The sequence below is a fragment of the Bradyrhizobium sp. F1.13.3 genome (genome assembly GCF_040548265.1).
Taxonomy (GTDB): Bacteria; Pseudomonadota; Alphaproteobacteria; order Rhizobiales; family Xanthobacteraceae; genus Bradyrhizobium.
Genome location: NZ_JBEPRI010000007.1, coordinates 331854 through 349702 on the forward strand (window position 1 = coordinate 331854; position 17849 = coordinate 349702).

17 protein-coding genes and 1 pseudogene are annotated in these 17849 nt (G+C 62.4%); 7 read left to right on the forward strand and 11 right to left on the reverse strand.

Annotation, left to right across the window (positions count from 1 at the left end):
- Positions 1-22 precede the first annotated feature (22 nt).
- From ABIB66_RS21265 to ABIB66_RS21275, 3 genes are read right to left on the reverse strand one after another with little or no spacing between them, the layout of a single operon-like run.
- A complete protein-coding gene (locus tag ABIB66_RS21265) occupies positions 23-1207 on the reverse strand; it encodes a saccharopine dehydrogenase family protein (RefSeq protein ID WP_354209927.1) in 1185 nt (394 codons plus the stop codon).
- Between the two features lie 14 nt (positions 1208-1221).
- On the reverse strand, positions 1222-2004 hold the full coding sequence (locus tag ABIB66_RS21270) for a DUF169 domain-containing protein (protein ID WP_275171359.1): 783 nt from the start codon (positions 2002-2004) through the stop codon (positions 1222-1224).
- 56 nt (positions 2005-2060) lie between these two features.
- On the reverse strand, positions 2061-2828 hold the full coding sequence (locus ABIB66_RS21275; RefSeq protein ID WP_473320068.1) for a YdcF family protein: 768 nt from the start codon (positions 2826-2828) through the stop codon (positions 2061-2063).
- A 164-nt stretch (positions 2829-2992) separates the two neighbouring features.
- Between ABIB66_RS21275 and ABIB66_RS21280 the strand changes: the two genes are divergently transcribed.
- From ABIB66_RS21280 to ABIB66_RS21290, 3 genes are all read left to right on the forward strand, one after another.
- Positions 2993-3934, forward strand: coding sequence for an acetamidase/formamidase family protein (locus ABIB66_RS21280; protein WP_354209931.1), 942 nt, complete (start codon positions 2993-2995; stop codon positions 3932-3934).
- 200 nt (positions 3935-4134) lie between these two features.
- Complete coding sequence (locus ABIB66_RS21285) at positions 4135-4332, forward strand: hypothetical protein (RefSeq protein WP_007603456.1); 198 nt, start codon at positions 4135-4137, stop codon at positions 4330-4332.
- A 72-nt stretch (positions 4333-4404) separates the two neighbouring features.
- Positions 4405-4896 carry a GcrA family cell cycle regulator gene (locus ABIB66_RS21290; protein ID WP_354209932.1) on the forward strand — a complete coding sequence of 164 codons (492 nt, stop codon included), beginning with the start codon at positions 4405-4407 and terminating at the stop codon, positions 4894-4896.
- Positions 4897-5214: 318 nt separating this feature from the next.
- Here ABIB66_RS21290 and ABIB66_RS21295 read toward each other — a convergent pair whose 3' ends face one another.
- Positions 5215-6771, reverse strand: a complete 1557-nt coding sequence (locus tag ABIB66_RS21295) for a porin (RefSeq protein WP_354255465.1) — start codon at positions 6769-6771, stop codon at positions 5215-5217.
- A gap of 404 nt (positions 6772-7175) precedes the next feature.
- Here ABIB66_RS21295 and ABIB66_RS21300 point away from each other — a divergent pair, with 404 nt between their 5' ends.
- Complete coding sequence (locus ABIB66_RS21300) at positions 7176-7682, forward strand: MarR family winged helix-turn-helix transcriptional regulator (RefSeq protein WP_354058918.1); 507 nt, start codon at positions 7176-7178, stop codon at positions 7680-7682.
- A 10-nt stretch (positions 7683-7692) separates the two neighbouring features.
- Here the strand turns inward: ABIB66_RS21300 and ABIB66_RS21305 are convergent, their stop codons facing one another.
- From ABIB66_RS21305 to ABIB66_RS21315, 3 genes are all read right to left on the reverse strand, one after another.
- On the reverse strand, positions 7693-8805 hold the full coding sequence (locus ABIB66_RS21305) for an alpha/beta hydrolase family protein (protein WP_354058917.1): 1113 nt from the start codon (positions 8803-8805) through the stop codon (positions 7693-7695).
- 275 nt (positions 8806-9080) lie between these two features.
- A complete protein-coding gene (locus tag ABIB66_RS21310) occupies positions 9081-10052 on the reverse strand; it encodes an SDR family NAD(P)-dependent oxidoreductase (protein WP_354209935.1) in 972 nt (323 codons plus the stop codon).
- Positions 10053-10195: 143 nt separating this feature from the next.
- Positions 10196-11104 (reverse strand): dihydrodipicolinate synthase family protein, encoded by a 909-nt coding sequence (locus ABIB66_RS21315; protein WP_275171367.1) that lies wholly within the window; start codon positions 11102-11104, stop codon positions 10196-10198.
- A gap of 330 nt (positions 11105-11434) precedes the next feature.
- Between ABIB66_RS21315 and ABIB66_RS21320 the strand changes: the two genes are divergently transcribed.
- A complete protein-coding gene (locus tag ABIB66_RS21320; RefSeq protein WP_007611067.1) occupies positions 11435-11674 on the forward strand; it encodes a hypothetical protein in 240 nt (79 codons plus the stop codon).
- On the opposite strand, the gene ABIB66_RS21325 is transcribed toward ABIB66_RS21320, so the two are convergent.
- Complete coding sequence (locus tag ABIB66_RS21325) at positions 11671-12369, reverse strand: alpha/beta hydrolase fold domain-containing protein (RefSeq protein WP_354209936.1); 699 nt, start codon at positions 12367-12369, stop codon at positions 11671-11673. The genes ABIB66_RS21320 and ABIB66_RS21325 overlap by 4 nt on opposite strands.
- Positions 12370-12412: 43 nt before the next feature.
- Positions 12413-12796, reverse strand: a pseudogene (locus ABIB66_RS21330) (esterase); the annotation flags it as partial.
- A 121-nt stretch (positions 12797-12917) separates the two neighbouring features.
- On the opposite strand from ABIB66_RS21330, the gene ABIB66_RS21335 reads away from it, so the two are divergent.
- The gene (locus tag ABIB66_RS21335) at positions 12918-13547 is read left to right on the forward strand and encodes a TetR/AcrR family transcriptional regulator (protein ID WP_354255469.1); all 630 of its coding nucleotides are present in this window, start codon (positions 12918-12920) and stop codon (positions 13545-13547) included.
- A 149-nt stretch (positions 13548-13696) separates the two neighbouring features.
- On the opposite strand, the gene ABIB66_RS21340 is transcribed toward ABIB66_RS21335, so the two are convergent.
- The gene (locus ABIB66_RS21340; protein ID WP_354255472.1) at positions 13697-16168 is read right to left on the reverse strand and encodes a hypothetical protein; all 2472 of its coding nucleotides are present in this window, start codon (positions 16166-16168) and stop codon (positions 13697-13699) included.
- Between the two features lie 82 nt (positions 16169-16250).
- A complete protein-coding gene (locus tag ABIB66_RS21345; protein WP_354255475.1) occupies positions 16251-17258 on the reverse strand; it encodes a hypothetical protein in 1008 nt (335 codons plus the stop codon).
- Between the two features lie 372 nt (positions 17259-17630).
- Here ABIB66_RS21345 and ABIB66_RS21350 point away from each other — a divergent pair, with 372 nt between their 5' ends.
- Positions 17631-17807 carry a hypothetical protein gene (locus ABIB66_RS21350; protein ID WP_354209940.1) on the forward strand — a complete coding sequence of 59 codons (177 nt, stop codon included), beginning with the start codon at positions 17631-17633 and terminating at the stop codon, positions 17805-17807.
- Positions 17808-17849: the final 42 nt, after the last annotated feature.

Below are 17849 nucleotides of genomic sequence, written 5' to 3' on the forward strand. Positions count from 1 at the left end.
CGCTCTGCCCACCCTACGGAAGCTACGTCTGGGCCTCCACCGCGAACGTCAGCCCCGCGTTCCCGACCAGCCGCTTGATCAGCTTGTGCTGCATCGCCGCGCCCGGGGTCCAGAAGCCGGCTGCGACGTCGGTCGTGTCACGCAGCATGCAGATGGCGCATTCGGAGATCATCTTCGAGGTCGAGCCGTAGCCGGGATCGCGGTCGCCGGTGACGCCGGCGCGTACCATGCGGCCATCGGGTGCGATCGCGATATAGAGCAGATCGAACAGACCGTTTTCGCGCTCTTCCTTCGACGGCCCCTCCCCTGGCTTCGGAGCGTCGGGGCCGGTCTTGCCCGCATTGGCAGCCATCACGAGCTTGGCGTTGGCCTCGCCCTTCTCGCCGGGACCGGTCAGCACCATCTCGTCGTAAACGAAGTCCTGGCCGTAGGGGAATCCCATCAGCATGTTGGAGCGGTGAACGTTGCGCGTGTTGATCAGCGCCATCATGAACGGCGCCGCCCAGGATTGCAGATCCTCCTCGAAAGCTGCCCTGTTGCCTTTCGGCTGCTTCGGGCCGCTGAAGCCGGGCGTCAGCGCAAAATGATCGTTGAGAATGGCGACAAGGCTGAGATCTTTCGCCACGGCATCGAAGGTCGCCTTCGCGCTCGCGGCGGTGCCGCCCGAGAGCGTGCCGCGCATGTCGCGCACGCGGCCCTTCACGCGCGGGGCCGGCGCGCCGAAGACACGTTTGGCCTCTTCCTGGACGAAGAACGTACCGAGCTCGAACGGCACGGAATCGTAGCCGCAGGAAAACACGATCCGCGCGCCGCTCTCTTTTGCAGCCGCCTCGTACTTGTCGATCATCTGGCGCATCCAGATCGGCTCGCCGCAGAGATCGAAATAATCCGTGCCCGTGGCCACGCAGGCTGCGAGCAACTCCTCGCCGTAGAGCTGGTACGGTCCGACGGTGGTGATCACCGACATCGTCTGCTCCGCCATCGCCTTCAGCGAAGCCGCATCCGACGCATCCGCGACAATCAGCTCCGTATTCCCGGGCGCGCCGATCGCATCGCGCACCGATTTCAGCTTGCCGAGGCTGCGGCCTGCCATCGCCCATTTCAGCGCGTGGTCGCTCTTGTAGTGCTGGGTCAGGTATTCGGCGACGAGCTGGCCGGTAAAACCGGTCGCGCCATAGACGACGATGTCGAATTTCGCAGAGCTCATGGTCCGCCTTTACTTCACTTCTTCGCGTAGCTCACGCCCATGCCGGCACGGACATCGCTTTGAATACCATAGGGCGGGATCGGATAACGCAGGCCGTTCTTGGCCAGCGCCTTCATGCCCACAACCGCCTTGGCGAGATGTTCCGGCTTCAGGGCCATCAGCATCTCCTCGTCCGGCACGCCGCCATAGCGCCGTTCGGCATAGCATGGCAAGGACAGGCTGGGCTCACCGCTCTTGAGCGCCCTGCCCCAGGAATCGGCGCAAGCGGTCTCGCCGACCACGCCCCATTCGAACTTCTTGTAGCCGGTATATTGCAGCCCGTTGATCAGGATGATCATCTGCCCCGGCGTCGCATAGACGAGACAAATGTCCGGCGGATCGAGCCGGCCGCTCGCCAGCGGACTGACCGCGAGCGCCTGATATTGCCCGAACGGAACCACGTCCAGCGCCTCCTGGCGCTTGCGTGCGTCCTCCGCCGTGCCGTGCCAGACCCCGACATAGTTTTCTCCGGCGAGCCATTTCTCGTCCTGCGGTGCGAGGCCGATCACCGCGCGGCATTGCGCGCCGACGAGATCGTCGGCGGTGATGCCCACGGTCCAGCCCAGACGCGCCGCCATGCTGACGATCTGGTCGGTGGTGTGGACCGCGGTCGGCCGCCGGATTTTCGGGATTGCCTCCATGTCGGCGGTCCGCGCGAACAGCTTCATGCCGATCACCGTGGTCTTCAGCCGCAGCAGGCCGTTGAGATCGGCGACGAGGCCGGCAAGATCGATGCGGTCTGCACTCTGCTGTTGCATGGCGTCCTCCCGGCCGGCAGTCGCGCGCCGGCGCTGTTCTTGTTTCTTGAACGGTTCTAGTCCCTCGCCGGCCCCGGGAGCAACTCGCCGGTCCGGCCCATCAGGCGGTAGGCGACGAGCCCGATCCATTCGCGCACGGCGACCTCGGTTCGGCGGAGCCCGTCCGTGGCGACATTGGTGAAAGAGAGAAGATCGTCACGCCCGCCCATTCGCCAGTCCACGGGATAGGCTTCGACGTCAAATCCTGCCTTGCGAAAGATCCCCATCGAACGCGGCATGTGAAAGGCCGAGGTGACCAGGAGCCAGCGTTCGCCCGGTTTGGGCGCCACCAATTGTTTGGTGAAGATGGCATTCTCGTAGGTGTTGCGAGAGTCCCGCTCGAGGATCAGGCGCTGCTTCGCGATACCCAGATTCTCCAGGATCGGCGCGGAGTAGTCGGCCTCCCGCGAGTCCGTCGAAACCAGGTTCGCGGTGCCCCCGGTGAAAACAATACGCGTGCTCGGATAGCGGCGCGCGAGCTCAGCCGGCGCAAACAGGCGATCGGCCGCGTGCGCGACGACCGGCGTGCGGTGCGCCGCCGACAGATCGGTGTCGACGGAGCCGCCGAGCACGATGATGCCGTCGGGCGCACCCCGCGACGGATCCCACGGCGCAAAACGCGACTCCAGCGGATAGAGCAAAAGGTTGCCGAGCGGCGAGAACGCGGCGAGCGCCAGCAGGATCAGCGTGGCCGCGGCGAGCTTGCGGCCGAATGCGGCAAAGCGCGTCGCCATCAGGACGACCGAGACGATTCCGAGCTCGATCATGAAGTTGATCGGCAGCACCGCGGTGCCGAGGGTCTTTGACAGGACAAAAAGCAGGGGAGCCTCGCTGGAATGGTCGTGCCTGTTGCGCGCGGGCTTGACCCGCCCGTCGATCTTCAGAAAGCTTCTTGGAAGAGGATCGATTGCCTGGTCAAGCCCGGGCCTGTGAAACGGACGGACGCCACATGACCCATCACCACCTGCATTCCAGCCCCGAGACCTGCCATTGGGGCTTCTTCGAAGCCGCGCTCAAACCCGTCCTTACCGTCGCGAGTGGCGACGAGGTCACGGTCGATACCATCAGCGGCGGTCCGGACATGCTGCCCGACCGCGACACATTTCACATTCCGCCCGAGATGTTCGAGGTTCATGCCAAGAACGAGCGCATGCTGCCCGGCCATATCCTCACTGGCCCGATAGCGCTCGAGGGCGCCGAACCCGGCGACGTGCTCGCGGTCGAGATCCTCGACGTCCAGCTCCGGCAGGATTGGGGCTGGAACATGATCAAGCCCCTGTCCGGCACCCTGCCCGACGACTTTCACGAGACGCGTATCCTGAACATCCCGCTCGACCGGTCGCGGATGGTTGCCCGCATGCCGTGGGGGCTGGACCTGCCGCTCAAGCCGTTCTTCGGCGTGATGGGCGTTTCGCCTCCTCCCGCCTGGGGCCGCATCTCCTCGCTGGTCCCGCGCGCCATGGGCGGCAATCTCGACAACAAGGAGCTTGGCGCCGGCGCGACGCTGTACCTGCCCGTGTTCGTCCCGGGCGCGCTGTTCTCCTGCGGCGACGGCCATGGCGTGCAGGGCGACGGCGAGGTGTGCGTCACCGCGATCGAGACCGCACTCCAGGGCCGCTTTCGCCTAACGCTGCGCAAGGACCTCAGGCTCGATTATCCCCGCGGCGAGACGGCGACGCATTACATGACCATGGCGATGGACCCCGACCTCGACCAATGCGTGGTGCGGGCGCTGCGCGACATGATCGTGCTGCTCGGCGAGAGGCGCAATTTGTCGCGCGAGGACGCCTATACGCTGTGCAGCCTGGCGGCCGATCTGCGGGTAACCCAGACCGTCAACGGCTCCAAGGGCATCCATTGCATGATCGACAAGGCGATCGTGCACGGCTGAGCCGACCCGCCCACTCCTGACCTGTCGAGGCCACGCAGCCGCCGGCCTGTTCGCGCGGCGTGCCTCGTCATGCCTAATTTCCTTCGCGATTCCAACGGGCTGAGCGAGCGCCGCAGCCTGCAATTGACTTCTGCCTTCAAACCTAAATAGACTCTTAATCGTCACTTTTATGTACCTGCGTAAGAGGCTAGCGTTTAGGCATGGCCACCGAAAAAGCCGAGACTGACCGCATTCCCGTAACCTTGGCGCTCTCGACCATCACCTATCTGGAGAAGCTGGTGAGACAGGGCACCCACGGCACCAGCGTTCCCGGCGTCGCACGTACCTTGATCGAGGAAGGCATCCGTCTCGCCATCAAGGACGGGCTTTTGTCGATTCGCGACAATGGCAGGACGTGAGCGCGCGCCGAACGTGAGGCGGACGGATCTCGAGAAGCGGATGGCCGACATCTGCAACCTGGGACCGCACCAATGCCTGTTCTCTCACCGACTTCTTCACAAACCTGGACCGACGAACGCATTGAACTGCTGAGGCAGCACTTCGAGGCCGGCCTCTCCTGCCGCGAGATCGCCGCCGACATCGGCGTCAGCCGCAATGCCGTGATCGGCAAGCTGTCTCGCCTCAATCTGACGCGCGGCCGGACCATCGACGACCGCAAGGTTCAGGACAGGGGCTTGGCACCTTCGCGCGCGCCGCGGACCGTGCCGCGCCTGCAATACGAGATGCTCGCCACGATCTACGGCGAGACCGGTGCGCCGATGGTCGCCGGTCCGATCGACGACGCCAATCGCTGCTCGCTGCTGGAGCTTGCCGAGAACCGCTGCCGCTGGCCGATATCCACACCTGGCGCAGACGATTTCTGCTTCTGCGGCAACTCCGCGCCCGACGGCCAGTCCTATTGCGCCGGCCACAGCCGCATCGCCTACCGGCCGAATTCCCGCGCGCGCGTCATGCGCGGCTAGAGCCATGTCCAAGAGCCACGTTCTAAAGCCGTGTCCCAAAACGAAAAACCTCCGGCAGGGCATTGCCGGAGGTTCCTGGAGGTTTAGCATCAAGTCAGAGCCGCAACTTTCGTCATCGGCTGAGAGCTATATAGCTTAGTAACTCAGGTAAGTAAATAAACTTGGGCCGGTCGAATCGCATGGCTCGTCTTCGTTGCCCGCACGGGCTGCTGGATTTTCCGAAAGCGATCTTAGTAAAAAAAGCCCCGGCGGTGTCCCGCCGGGGCTGCGTCATATCCGAAGACCCACGTCTGAAGACCCAGGTAAGAAGACCAAGGCTTACCAGTTGCGCTGGGCGCGAACGAGCAGGCTATAGGTGTCCTGGTCCTTCAGCTCATAGGTCGCCGCGGGCTTGGCAACGCTCGTGAGCGCCGGCGTCGTGATCACGCCCGAGTACTTCTGGTCAAGGTGGCTGTAGGTGAAGTCAGCCGAGAAGGTCAGGTTCTTGACCGGGGTCCAGCGGGTGATGACACCGATCTGGCCGATGTTGAAGTCCGGGTTGCAGGTACCGGTCAGGGTCGCGAACGCGGCGCTGCCGCAGATCATGCCCTTGGCCGTGCCGCTGTAGTTGACGGCAGCCCACGCACCATAGAGCGCCGAGTTCCAGTACGGGCTCCAGTTGTGGGTGTAGGCACCACGGAAGCCGTAGGTCTTGGTCAGCTCGAGGCCGCTGCCGGGTGCGAACACCGCGTCAGACACGCCGGCGAAGCCGATGCTCTGATACGCGCCGCCCGAACCGCCGAACATCGAGTAGTTGGTCGCTGCCAGCTCCTGGAAGTTGTAGCGGCTCGCGCCGTCGGTGTAGACGCCCGAGATGTTGATCACGTCGCCTGCACCGGTCGGGATGTTCTTGATCGACAGAGCCAGCTGGACGGCCCAGCCCCACTTGTCTTCAGGATGACCCGTGGCTTCGCTCGCGCCGTAATAGCCGACGTGGTTGTCGTGCGCCGCGACCGAGGCCTGGAACAGGCCCCAGGCCTGGTCGACGCGGAGCGTACCGACGAGATCGGGGGCGCGGGAGCCGCCGAGATCGTTGGAGCCGTAGGCACCGCCGAGGACGCCGGTGGTGGACATGCCGGCCGTATTCCACAGCGCGGTCTGGAACACCTGCGTCTGGTCCTGCGCCGAGACGATCGCCGTTATGCCTTGGCCCAGATCGGCGGTGTAGGTGAACTGGGCGACACCGTTGGTGGTGCCGCTACCGCCGACGAGCTGGTCGAAGTTGTTGCCGGGATAGTTGATCCAGGGCGCGTCGAACTGCGACACCGCCTTACCCATGGTGAAGCCGGCGAACTGGATGAAGGCGTAGTAGACGCCGAGCGCGCCGCCCGAGATCCCCCCGTCGGTGCCGTTGACGGCGCCGCCGCTGGACCCGATCAGACCCGTGCCTGCGGCGTTGAGGCCGAGCGTGCTGCTGTACTGGGTGGCACCCGTTCCCGAACCGGCGCCGACATAGTTGCCGGTCGTCCAGGTGAAGACCGCATCGAAATAGGTGCGGACAACGCCGTACTCGGTCGCGGTGCGCGTGTCGATGTTGAGATCTTCACGAGCGCGCATCGAGTAATAGTTCGTCAGGCGGTTATTGGCCGCGAAGACGTTGTTGTACTGGGCGCTGTAGTTGCCGCCGGCATTGAGCGCCACTTCGGCACGCAGATAACCGCCCAGCTTGATGCAGGTGTCGCTGCCCGGGATGTAGTAGAAACCCGCACCGTAAAGCGAGCAGACCTTCACATACTCGACCGCCTTGGCCTTGACCGGAAGATCAGCCGCCTGAGCTCCACCGACGGCGATCAGACCCGCCGCAGTGCCGAGCAAAAGGCTCTTCACCACTTTCATATTAAAACCTCCAAGTTGCTCATTTTACGAAGACCGGACCGTGAGGCCCCCCAGATCCCCGTCTTGCAAATCCGTTCGGCCGCTTTGCGCTTTCGGACACACCCGCTTTCGACGCGAGGGACGTGAGCGAACCAGCTGCAACGGGACGATCGAGAACCCCCCACCGTCACGAAGCAATATGCCTGCGCCGTTGACTAATCAAAATACCTTATTTAGTCAGCTTTGTGGTTTCACTAAACCTGTACCCCATACGCAACACTCAGGCGAAGCGATCCGTGAGCAAATCATCTTTGTAGTTTGAGTGACAAAATTAGCCTGCTCTGCACTTGCGTCAGAGCAGGCTTGCGTGGACTATGGCTTGCACCACACCGGCCGCATACAAACCAGATCACGGGAGTGACGCTGTGTCAGCGACGAGGAAAGAAGGGGCGCGCCTCCGCCCCATCGGCAATCTGGATATCATCAGGCGCTTCACCTGGGAGATATCGTCGATCAACATGTATCTGGAGGAGCTGCGTCAGTTCTGGGCGAGAACGCTCGGCATCAGCGGCCCGCAATGGCTGATCCTGATGGCGATCTCCGACCTCGACAAGGACGACGGCATTCCGGTCAACGTCGTCTCAAAACTCCTCCACGTCGACCCGTCGTTCGTCACGACCCAGTCCAAGCTGCTCGAGAAGAAGGGCCTGTTGCGCCGCCGCCCCTCGCCGACCGACGCAAGGGTGGTCCGGCTGTCCCTGACCGAGAAGACCCAGAAGCACCTGGCCAGCCTCACCGAGCAGTACAAGACGATCAAGGAATTCGTCTTCCAGGAGTTCGACGAGAAAGAACTGACGGAATTCACCACCAAGCTCGCGATGTTGAAAACCCGTCTCGAAAAGGCCTGCGTCCGCCTGACTCTCGACTTCTGAGGCGACGTCCTTAGATGCGGCCCGCCGCGCCGAGCCGGGATTCGAGCCAATCGAAAATGTATTCATTGGCAAGGCTTGGATTGTCCGCATGGGCCTGCGCCGCGCCGGTTTCCGCCGCGGTGAATACCTTCAACATGACATCCGAGCTGCCGAGCCGGGACGTCTGGACGATCTGACGCGCCCGATCGGCCTTGAGCCAGCCGTCCTCGCCGAGCGTGATCAGCACCGGACAGTCGGCGCTGGAGGCCATCAGCGGAGCATGCGGCACCGGAACGATGCTGACGTCGCTCATCGCGAATCGGCTGGCAAAGAAGGCCCGTTCGTGCAGGTCCCACAGGCCGCCATCGCACACGGCGGCGGCAAGCCGCGGCTCCTGCAGCACGGCGCGGGCCACGAAAGAAGAGCCCCAGCCATCGGCGACGATCGCGACGCGCCCGAAATCGACGTCGCTGCACGTCTCCAAATAGTCCATGACGCACGGAATCGCACTCTCGAGATCCCGGCGCCGCAACAGCCCGTCGAGATAATCGTCGCGCTGATCACCGAACAGGTCCAGCGCCAGCAGCGAGAAGCCGCGCTCGCGCGCATGCGGCGCGAGCTTGAACAGAAACTCCTCCTTGCGGTGACCGGGCTCGCCGATGCAGATCACGGTCGGAGCTCGCACGCGTCCCGACGGCGCGGGCAGGAAATAGCCCTGCAACGAATGGCCGTCGAGCCAGGGTATCGTCATGACTTCCCCGGCCGGATCGCGCGCGGCGAGAAAGCGGCGGGCGCAATCCTGCATCGCGAGGACCGCGACCCAGCGGCGCTCGTCCGCCTGATCGAGCGGCATTGCGGCCGCACTGTAGTAATTCATGGCGCGGAGCCAGTTGCGCTGCGCCGTCGCCCTGTGACCTTCCGCGAACGCGGCCTCCGCACGAAGCCGATTGGCTTGCGCCAGATTCTTCCACTCGCGATGCCAGGACTGGTCTTCGCCCCGCTTCAGCTGCCGCGCGATCATCAGGCATTCCGCGATGGTGGCGCCGCCCTCCTGGGCCGCGGTCAGGAGCCGCGTGAACTCAGCGGAGATGTCCTCTCGCTCCGGGCAAAGGATCCAGTCGTCGGAGAGGCATGCGGGTATCATCGGGAGCTACGCTCTGGTCATCGCCTTACACATGATTGACTAAACTATTTTGGTTCCCTGACCAAGCTGCCGTGCGCCGAATGAGAGCCGTTCGAGATCACCATCGCTTGAACGAAGGGACGTATCGCATGCGTGACATTCCAATTGGTCATGAGTGGTCGACACTGGCAGGAAACGCCGGCAGCGAACTGGCAAGAGATGGCACGCGAAATTGCCCGAGCGCCTCTTGCCATGATGAGCATCATACCTATATCCGCGCGCGCTCGGCGCCCGCTTCAACCGAGCCGCCAGCCGACCTCTTGCGTAAAACTTTCGTAGAAGGATCTTTCGTAGGCCTGCTCCGGCGTAGCACGAACGCGCTCGTCAAGGCGCTTTGCGTCCTCGCCCACGAGAATGCGCCATTGCTCCGCCTTGACCCCATCGAGGATGATACTGGCGGCCTGCGCCGCCGTCGTCGGCGCATCCTCGAGGAAGCTGCGGGCACGCTCGGCGAACACCGCCTGGATGTCCTCGTCCGACATCTTGTCGGCATCCGGCACGCCGGCCGCGACCATGCGCTTGCGGGTCAGCGCGACCTCGTCGGGGTTGAGCCGCTCCGAGCCGTCGGCGCTCTGCACCTTGCGCGAATTGGAGACGATCGAGGTGCCGATATGGCCGGGCATCACCACCGAACATTTGACGTGCGGCGCGTGCAGGCGGAGATCATTGATCAGCGCTTCGGTAAATCCCTTCACGGCGAACTTCGCCGAGCTGTAGGCGGTGTGGGACTGGTTCATGCCGATCGAGGCCCAGAAGCCGTTGACGCTCGCGGTGTTGACGATGTGGGCCTCGTCGGCTGCGACCAGCATCGGCAGGAAGGTGCGAACGCCGAGATAGACGCCGCCCCAGCAGATGTTGAAGGTGCGCTCCCACTGCTCGCGCGTGTTGGTGAACAGGCTGCCGCCGCCACCGATGCCGGCGTTGTTGAACAGAAGATGGATCCGGTCGGTCTTCTGCTGCTCGGCGAGCTCGTCGCGGAATCGCTTGAGATGATCCTCGATCGAAACGTCGGCGATGTGGGTCGTGACGCGCAGGCCCTGCGGCAGCTTCTCGACCTCGCACAGCCGCTTGGTCTCGGCCATCGCGGCTTCCGAGACGTCGCACATCGCGACATTGCAGCCCTCGGCGACGAGCTGCCGCGCGAGCTCGCGTCCCATTCCCGTGCCGCCGCCGGTGATGACGGCGATCTTTCCTGCAAAATCCTTCATGGGACTTTCGGCCCCTCCCCTTGTCGGTATGTTTCTTCATGGCTAAGCCGCGCATCGGAGCGCGCGCAAAATGTAGCAGCGCCGCATCCGCAGGTAAAAGCGGATCGGCGCTGCCGTGCTCATCAGTAATTTCGGGGCGTGGACTATTCGGCCGCCTCGACGCGCCGCCCGTTCAACGCGCCGAGCCCGTCCAGTGCCTTGCGGATCGTCGCCTGCTGCGCGCTTGAGGCCTCCGGCATCGGCGCGCGCGGATAAGTCCTGGGCAGGCCCTGCAGCGTCTGCGCATAGCGCGTGCAGGCCGGCAGATTGTCGGCGATCACGGCGTTCCACAGCGTCAGCAGCTTCTTGTGCAGGTCGAGCGCGCGCGGATGGTCACCCGCCTTCACCGCATCCCACAGCGCGACGGAGGCATGCGGCGCCGCGGTCAGGATCGCGGCGATCGAGCCATGGGCCCCTAAAGTGTAGGACGGATACATCAGGGCATCGACCGCACTGTAGATCAGCTTGTCAGGCGCCATCATCATGAGATCCGCGAACAGCTTCAGATCGCCCGCGCTCTGCTTGACGCCGACCACCAGCGGCACCTCGGTCATGATCCGCGTCAGCAGCGCCGGCGAAAGATACGACCACGGCACCACATTGTAGATGATGATGGGCATGCCGGTCTCATCCGCCATGGCGCGGAAATGCGCCACCATCGCCTCGTCGTCCGGCTTGAACAGATAGTGCACCGGCGTGACCTGGAGCGCGGCGACATTCATGTCGCGCACCAGCTTGCCGCGGCGGATCGCATCGCGGGTGGAATCGACGATGATGCCGGCGATCACGGGAATGCGTCCCTTCACCGCGGCGACCGTCGCCTCCATCAGGTCGCGATATTCCTCGTGATCGAGCGTGTGCCCCTCGCCGGTCGAGCCGCCGGCCGCGACGCCATGCGCGCCGGCCCCGATCATCCAGTCGACCTGAGGCGCCACAAGCGTGTAGTCGATCTCGCCATCCTTGCGGAACGGCGTCGTCATCGGCGGGATCACGCCGGTCGGTCGTGCCTTCATGGTCTGCCCTCGCGTTTCCATATCCCTTGTGGCGCTCCCGCTCTTTTGGCGGGTGCCCACGGTCCTGCGAGCCTACCGGCTGCGCGCGGCCTGTGAAGCGCCACCGGCGCGGCGCTGCCCCCACAATCGATCATCCCTGCGACTCACCCCCGCCGGTTCCCCGTATTTGTCCGGCTTCGGTTTAGGGGCAATTTTTTTACAATCCGAAACGTCAAATGGACTCCGGACGCCGGGTCGAGTCGGCCATGCCAGCGTGTTGTTTGCGTCACAGGCTCTGGCACTCCGCTTGCATCCTCTTCGTGGTCAGAAACTACCGATGAGGTGACTGGAATGTTCGTGACCGTCGTTGCCGTGCTCTGCCGGCTGAGTGCAGCCAGCTCAGGCAGTTGCATCGAGGAAATCGTGACCGACAGCAACATGACGCCCGAGATGTCGATGATGCAGTGTGCGATCGGCGCACAGGCCCCATTGGCAAAATGGATGGGCGAACATCCGATCTACCACGCTAACTGGCGGCTCGATCGCTACAAATGCGTGCCGGGACACTACGAGATCAAGGGCCACGCCTAACGCTCCGCAAAACTACTGATACCAAGACGACGGACCAAGACTAAAAACGAGGAAACGCCCCGGGGGCCGCATGGTCTTTCCGCGCGGGCATCGACAGCGCCAGACCCCATTGCGGCGGCGCTCTTTGTGACAACGATCACACCTCCCCCTTGAGCCACTGCTCGCAAGATGATCGCACGCGCACGCCGCCCTTCCGGCGTCGGCATCAGCGCGTAATTGTGCGGCTGGTCACGGAGCAGATGCAGCTCGACCGGCACGCCAGCCGCCGTCGCGCGGTCCGCGAGCTCGACGCTATCAGGAAAGAGCAGATCGCGCGTGCCCGAGAAGATCGTCATAGGCGCAAGCGCGCGGAACGCGCCATTGAGCGGACTGACGAAGCGATGGCCAATATCGAGCTCGCCGGCATAGAGGCGGCCCGCCTCGAGGTTCCCCGGAATATCCTGGATCGGATCGCGCGCCGCGATCGCAACCTGCTCCGGGCGGCTGACCGATGCATCGGCCGCCGGCGAGATCAGCACCATCCGGTTCGGCTGCCGATACCCGCGATCGCGCAGCCATTGGCATGCGGCGAGCGCGAGACCGGCGCCGGCGGAATTGCCGACCACCGTGACCTTTGCGGACCCGGCATCCTCCAGCAACATCCGCAACAGCTCGGCCGTCGCCGGCACGACGTCCTTCGGTCGCGCGCGGTGCAAGCGGATAGATCGGAACGACGCAGCACACGCGCGCCCCACGCGTCATCTGGCCAACGAAGCGCCAATGCGCCGTCACGATCTCGTTGATGTAGCCGCCACCATGCAGGAACATGACGTAGTTGCAGCCCTCATGACCCGATGACGGCGCCGTGTAATAGACCGGCCATCCTCCCATCTTGGTCAGCGTCGCCTCGACGCCGCGCCCGAGCCCCGTCGGCTCAAACGAGGCCGGCTGCAACGCGAGCTTCTGCACATGCGCCCGCACCGCTTCAGCCGAAGCGAGCTGCTCCTTATACGGAAGCTGCCGCAGCAGCAGGTTGAAGGCACGGCTTTGCAAGCTTGGTGCGGGATCGCGCCGGGCCGGCGTACCGAAAACGCAGCCGCCCGGACAGAACTGCAAGGCCGACACAAGTCTTGCAACGCTCATGGCCACGTCCCCATCTGGCTCTTTCGACACGGCGACAAAGAGGCTTGCCGACCCGCCGCCATTTGCCGCTATAATGCGAGCATTCACTCGCTTTTCCTACTCGCATTCAGATCACAAGGCCGTGGCCCGCAAACCGCCCACAAGCCCCCGGAAAAACGCCTCGCAGGAGCGTTCCCGCGCTACCGTCGACGCACTTGTCGAGGCAACTGCTCGCATTCTCGTCAAGGAAGGCTTTGAGAAAGCCAGCACCAACCGCATCGCTGAAATCGCCGGCGTCAGCGTCGGCTCGCTCTATCAATATTTTCCCAGCAAGGAGGCGCTCGTTGCCGCCGTGATCGACCGTCACAACGAGCAGATCATGGGCCTGGTCCGCGTCGCGCTCGCGGAAGTCGCCGACCTGCCGATCGAGAAAGCCGTGCGCAAGCTCGTCACCGTCACGATCGAAGCCCACCGCATCAACCCGAAACTACATCGGGTCCTCGCCGAGCAGATCCCCCGCACCGGCCAGCTCAAGGACGTCGAAGCCTTCAACCGCGAAGTCCACACCCTCGTGCGCGCCTATCTCGAAAGCCGCCGCAAGGAGATCCGCAAGATCGACCTTGGCTTGGCCACCTTCATATGCGTCAGCGCGATCGAAGCGGTCGCGCACAACACGGTGCTGAACCAGGCCGAGATGCTCTCGGAGAAGATGGTGCGGACGCTGGTGGACGAGACGACTAGGATGGTGGTGGGGTATTTGAGCGACTATTGATCCGGCGAAGGAGATTGATCTCGAGGCGAACGCAAACATGCGTGCTGGCGGCACGGTTGACCAAACGTCGCGCACGACATCGGGCGCGGCACTCCGACGCTGCCCCTGCGCATATGAAGTTCCGCCTCAACAGCGCTCGTACAAGAAAGTCAATCATCGGTCCCGCGTGGTCGCGAGGCGCGCGTCTTCTTCGCGGTCTTCTTGGCCGATTTCTTCGGAGCTTTTTTTGCTGCGTTTTTGATCATATTGGGCTTTTGGTTGGCAGAAAAACTCCCTACTGCATTAAGCGCGGTGCCGATCTGGTCAATTGTCAACGAGGGTACAAAATCCGTATCCTCGTACAGCGCCTTCATAGCTTCTTTGTCTCGTTCAACCAGGTCGGATGCCCTGTTAGATTGGCCGTTGCCTGCCACCCAGGCCGCATCCCAGATCATTGCCAGATACCGGGCTCCTAACGCCATCACCTTGCCGGTCTTGTCTCGCGTGGCTTTCCAAAATTCGGCCTTAAACGCATTCGTGCCGTTCTCGAAACCACCCTTTTGCTCAAATATCCTGATGAGCTCGACCGGCGGCAGGGTATCGGCCACGTCCTCCATGAGCTGGACTAGTGCCATGGCCGCATCCTTGCCACTTGTGACAAGCGCCAGCCCGTGATCGTCGCCAAAATTCTTGGTAATCTCCGGCAAGAGTTCGCCTTTTGCGGCGGCGTAACCGATCATCTGGGTCTCGTATGAACTGTGCACCCCTTCGCCCCAATAGGATGTGACAGGGGTGTTCTTGCCACGGCTACGTGCTTTGCTAATGCGTCCGTCAACAAGGCGGTCTTCATCACCGTCATGCATACTCGTGCAATGTAGCGGCTGCGACGCGTCGCCGACGTAATGTGCCAATGTGCCTGCCGCTGCAACAAATGCATCGAGGTCCGTAGCGGCATAGCCGCGCATCGCTTCGAAATACTGCCAAACCCGGAACGGCAGAACCCCACTCTTGTAGTCGGGTTTGGAGCGCTTGCCACGACCCTCGTAATAGGCAATCCACGCCGACGTGGACAGCAATGCAGAATTCTTTAGGCAAGCCTCGCGCAGCGTCCTGTAGTTGGCGAACGCTCCGTCCGCGTCGCAATGATGCTGCGGATGCTCCGGGCCGGTCGAGCGAAACCCTGCTTGCGCGACGTCTCGTCCGCCCTTGACCCCGTTCTCCTTGCCGGCCTGTGTGGTGTGACCTTCGGGAAACTTCTTCCAAACGATATCGGCCACGTCAGCGAGCGGCACGAAACCTGATTCGATCAGTGTGCCCTCCTTGATCGCGTCCTTGTCGCCAAGCGCCTTGAGACCAACGCTGATCGCGTCGATGTTCGCTTCGAGCAGTCGCTTGAGCTTGGCGTCTTTGACCAGACCTACGGCGAGCCGGCCGATGCTGTAGTGTCCAAAGGCGCCCCATGTACCGGAAACACTGTCGTCTCCGGGGACAACGAGGTCGACGCCCATCAGGCGACACACCGTGCTCAGAGCGGAGGCCACCGAAAAACTGGATCTGACGTTTCCATTGGCGAACACCTGCGCACCCCATTCGATGGCGAGCGGACGCAACGGACGCGCCTCAGGTGGCCGCATGTCTTTCTCGTCCTCGGGCCGGTCTGCGATCTGCCAAAGCATTCCGCTATCGCCATGGCGGGGGCCCAATTCGCCGGCCTCCGGGCTGATCAGGAAATCGCTCACATAATCGAAGCCGCCGGTCGAGCGGTAGCGATAGAACAACGCCTTGACTTTGCCACGCACCAGCCCCGAGGCGGCGCCGATGGCCACGACGTCGCTGTCGATGATCTTCAACGACAGGTTCTGCTCATACAAGTCGAGCATCGGCCGAATCGGAGGCAGACCGTAGATGTTGGGGGTCCAATCCCCAAGGCGTTCGAGCTTAACCAGCCCCGCGTCGATCCCTAGCCAGGTCTGGCGCATTGGAAAAGCCGGGTACACTTCCGAGAACAACTGTCGTGTCAGTTGATTTTCAGCGCTAACTCCGATCGGCTGTTGGCCTTGACGCAGTTCCGCGGAAAGCTCGGTTCCGGGCGCGCCGCAGACATGTCGCGCCGTCAGTGCATAGGTCAGGTGTCCGTCAGTGACGAGACACCCGGCCGTTCCGAAGCGCTCCTCACCCTGCACCTCCACATGCAACGCCAAGCCTCCGCCGAACGTCTCGGTTGGCCGCGGCACCGCCACCCGACCCTCCTTTTGCGATGCGGCCACAGGCTGCGCCAGTACGGTGCAAACTGGTACGGCACGTCCATCCGGCAAGAACAAAGTCTTAGGCACGACCTGCCAGGGCTTGGCTTTCCCTTTTGGTCCAAAGTCGCTCTCGCTAAACCATTCGCGAACGAAGACCAGAACGCAGGGCCATGAATAGGAGCGGACGTGCGATTGAAAGAGAGTTCGGGGCACCACCTTGCTTTCGTCGGGCGGTGGTGAGCCATCCTTCGGATCGGTGTCCCTGATAAGGTAGGAGCCGACAGCCGTGCCGACGACGTTGTCCTTGCTCATGAGATGGAAATGATAAAGGTCTCTTGCCTCGATCAGATCCTTTATCGAAAGCGCACTGAATTCGTATTGTCCTAGATGATCCATGAGCCCCCTCCCACATCTTTCATTGGCCGCGAGCCGCGACCGCGGATTGATCAAACTGGCCTCCGGCACGGGCCGGCGAAGTTTAACGAGAGTAGCCACGTGCGACCGACATTTCGGTCGAAGCCGGATCGATCTGGCCGCCATCGAAGAAGCCCGCAATTTGGTCCCCGACATCGCCGTCGATCATGAATTTTTCGGGATGCTTGGTCCTGTCGCGCCGCGCCGCGTTGAGCGCGCGAAAGATCAGCCATTCATCGTGCGAGCCGAGGCTGAAGTTCACACCCGCTTTCAGGCTGTAAAATCGGAAGAAATCGAGACGCTTGGTGCTCCAGCCGTCGCGTAATTGGTATTGCGCGTCGTTGACAGAGGTCCGCGGTCCCAAACGCTCCCAAGACGGATTCGGGTCACTGTATTCCTCCCGGAAGTCCGGATCGAAAGCGAACTTGCGCGCGAAGTAGGCCTGAATGCCATCTGTCAGGGTCTCGCCTTCCTTGAGGAAGAACGATTGTACGTCGCGCGGCCCAATGAAATAGAAGGCGTCGAAATGCTGGCCCGTATTGACCAGGGTCTTGTCGACATCGCGGTGACCGATCTTGGTATCGTTCTCGACCAGCACCGTCGTCCACATACGCATATAATCTCCGCCGAACGGCCTGCCGGCGGTGCTGATGAGCTGATTGAGATCGATTCCGAGCGTATCAGCATGCTCGTTCATCAAACCGGTGCCGGCCTTCGACTCAAGCTGGTACTGCGCCGGATTGAGTATCCAGAACCCCTCGCCCCACCTCTCCAGCAACACACGCTCGACGTGCCGCGCGACGTCAACGTTTGTGGTCGAATAACCGCCGCCACGCGAACTGATGGGGCAGCTCAGATAGACAACAAGCTTGTCTTCGGCCTTTGCCCGAAGGATGTCCCGTCGAAGCTTCTGTATCTGTAGATCGAAGATGTCGTACCAGGGTCCGGTATGCCAGATATACTTGATCGGAAAGCCAGGGACCGGCGCTTCAGCCTCGCCGATTGTGCCACGCGCTTGTTGGACCGTGGGGGCCTTGCTCCACTTTCTTGTAACGGCAGCATCTTTCGTCATGCATCGAACCACGAGCGTGCGAGTTAAAATCAATCGAGTAAGCGGACGCCTAAAAGTGCTTCTCTGAGCACGTCCCAGTGGGCGGATTTGCCCGGCAAGTATCGCTTACATCCATAACGTGCCGCGGGCTAACGTTGAACAGCGAGCCTTTTGGATTTTCGCAGTCGATAATGCGCCGCCCTTCGCTGACGGTCGCTTCGCGCTTCCTGCGCATCAAAAACGATCGAGAGCAATTTGAGATTCGAGATACGCATCAACATCCTAACGTCGAAAGATAAAAATAAATTCCACAACTTAAGCGAGAACTCTAAGCTCTACTGTAGAATCTTTCAACAGATAGATGCTGTGGAGGCACGCCAATCTTGAGGTGAGGTGGGGCGCACCAATATCGGAAGCCGCCGCAAGGAGATGCGCAAGCTCGATCCGAGACTCGCAGCCTCCATGTGCGTCAGCGCAATCGAGGCGGTCGCGCACAACACGGTGCTGAACCCGATCGAGATGCTCGCGGAGAGGATGGTGCGGACGAAGCGGACAGTGGTGGGAATTTGAGCTAGCCGCTCTACCAGCTCCACAGGCCGCCACGAAGACATC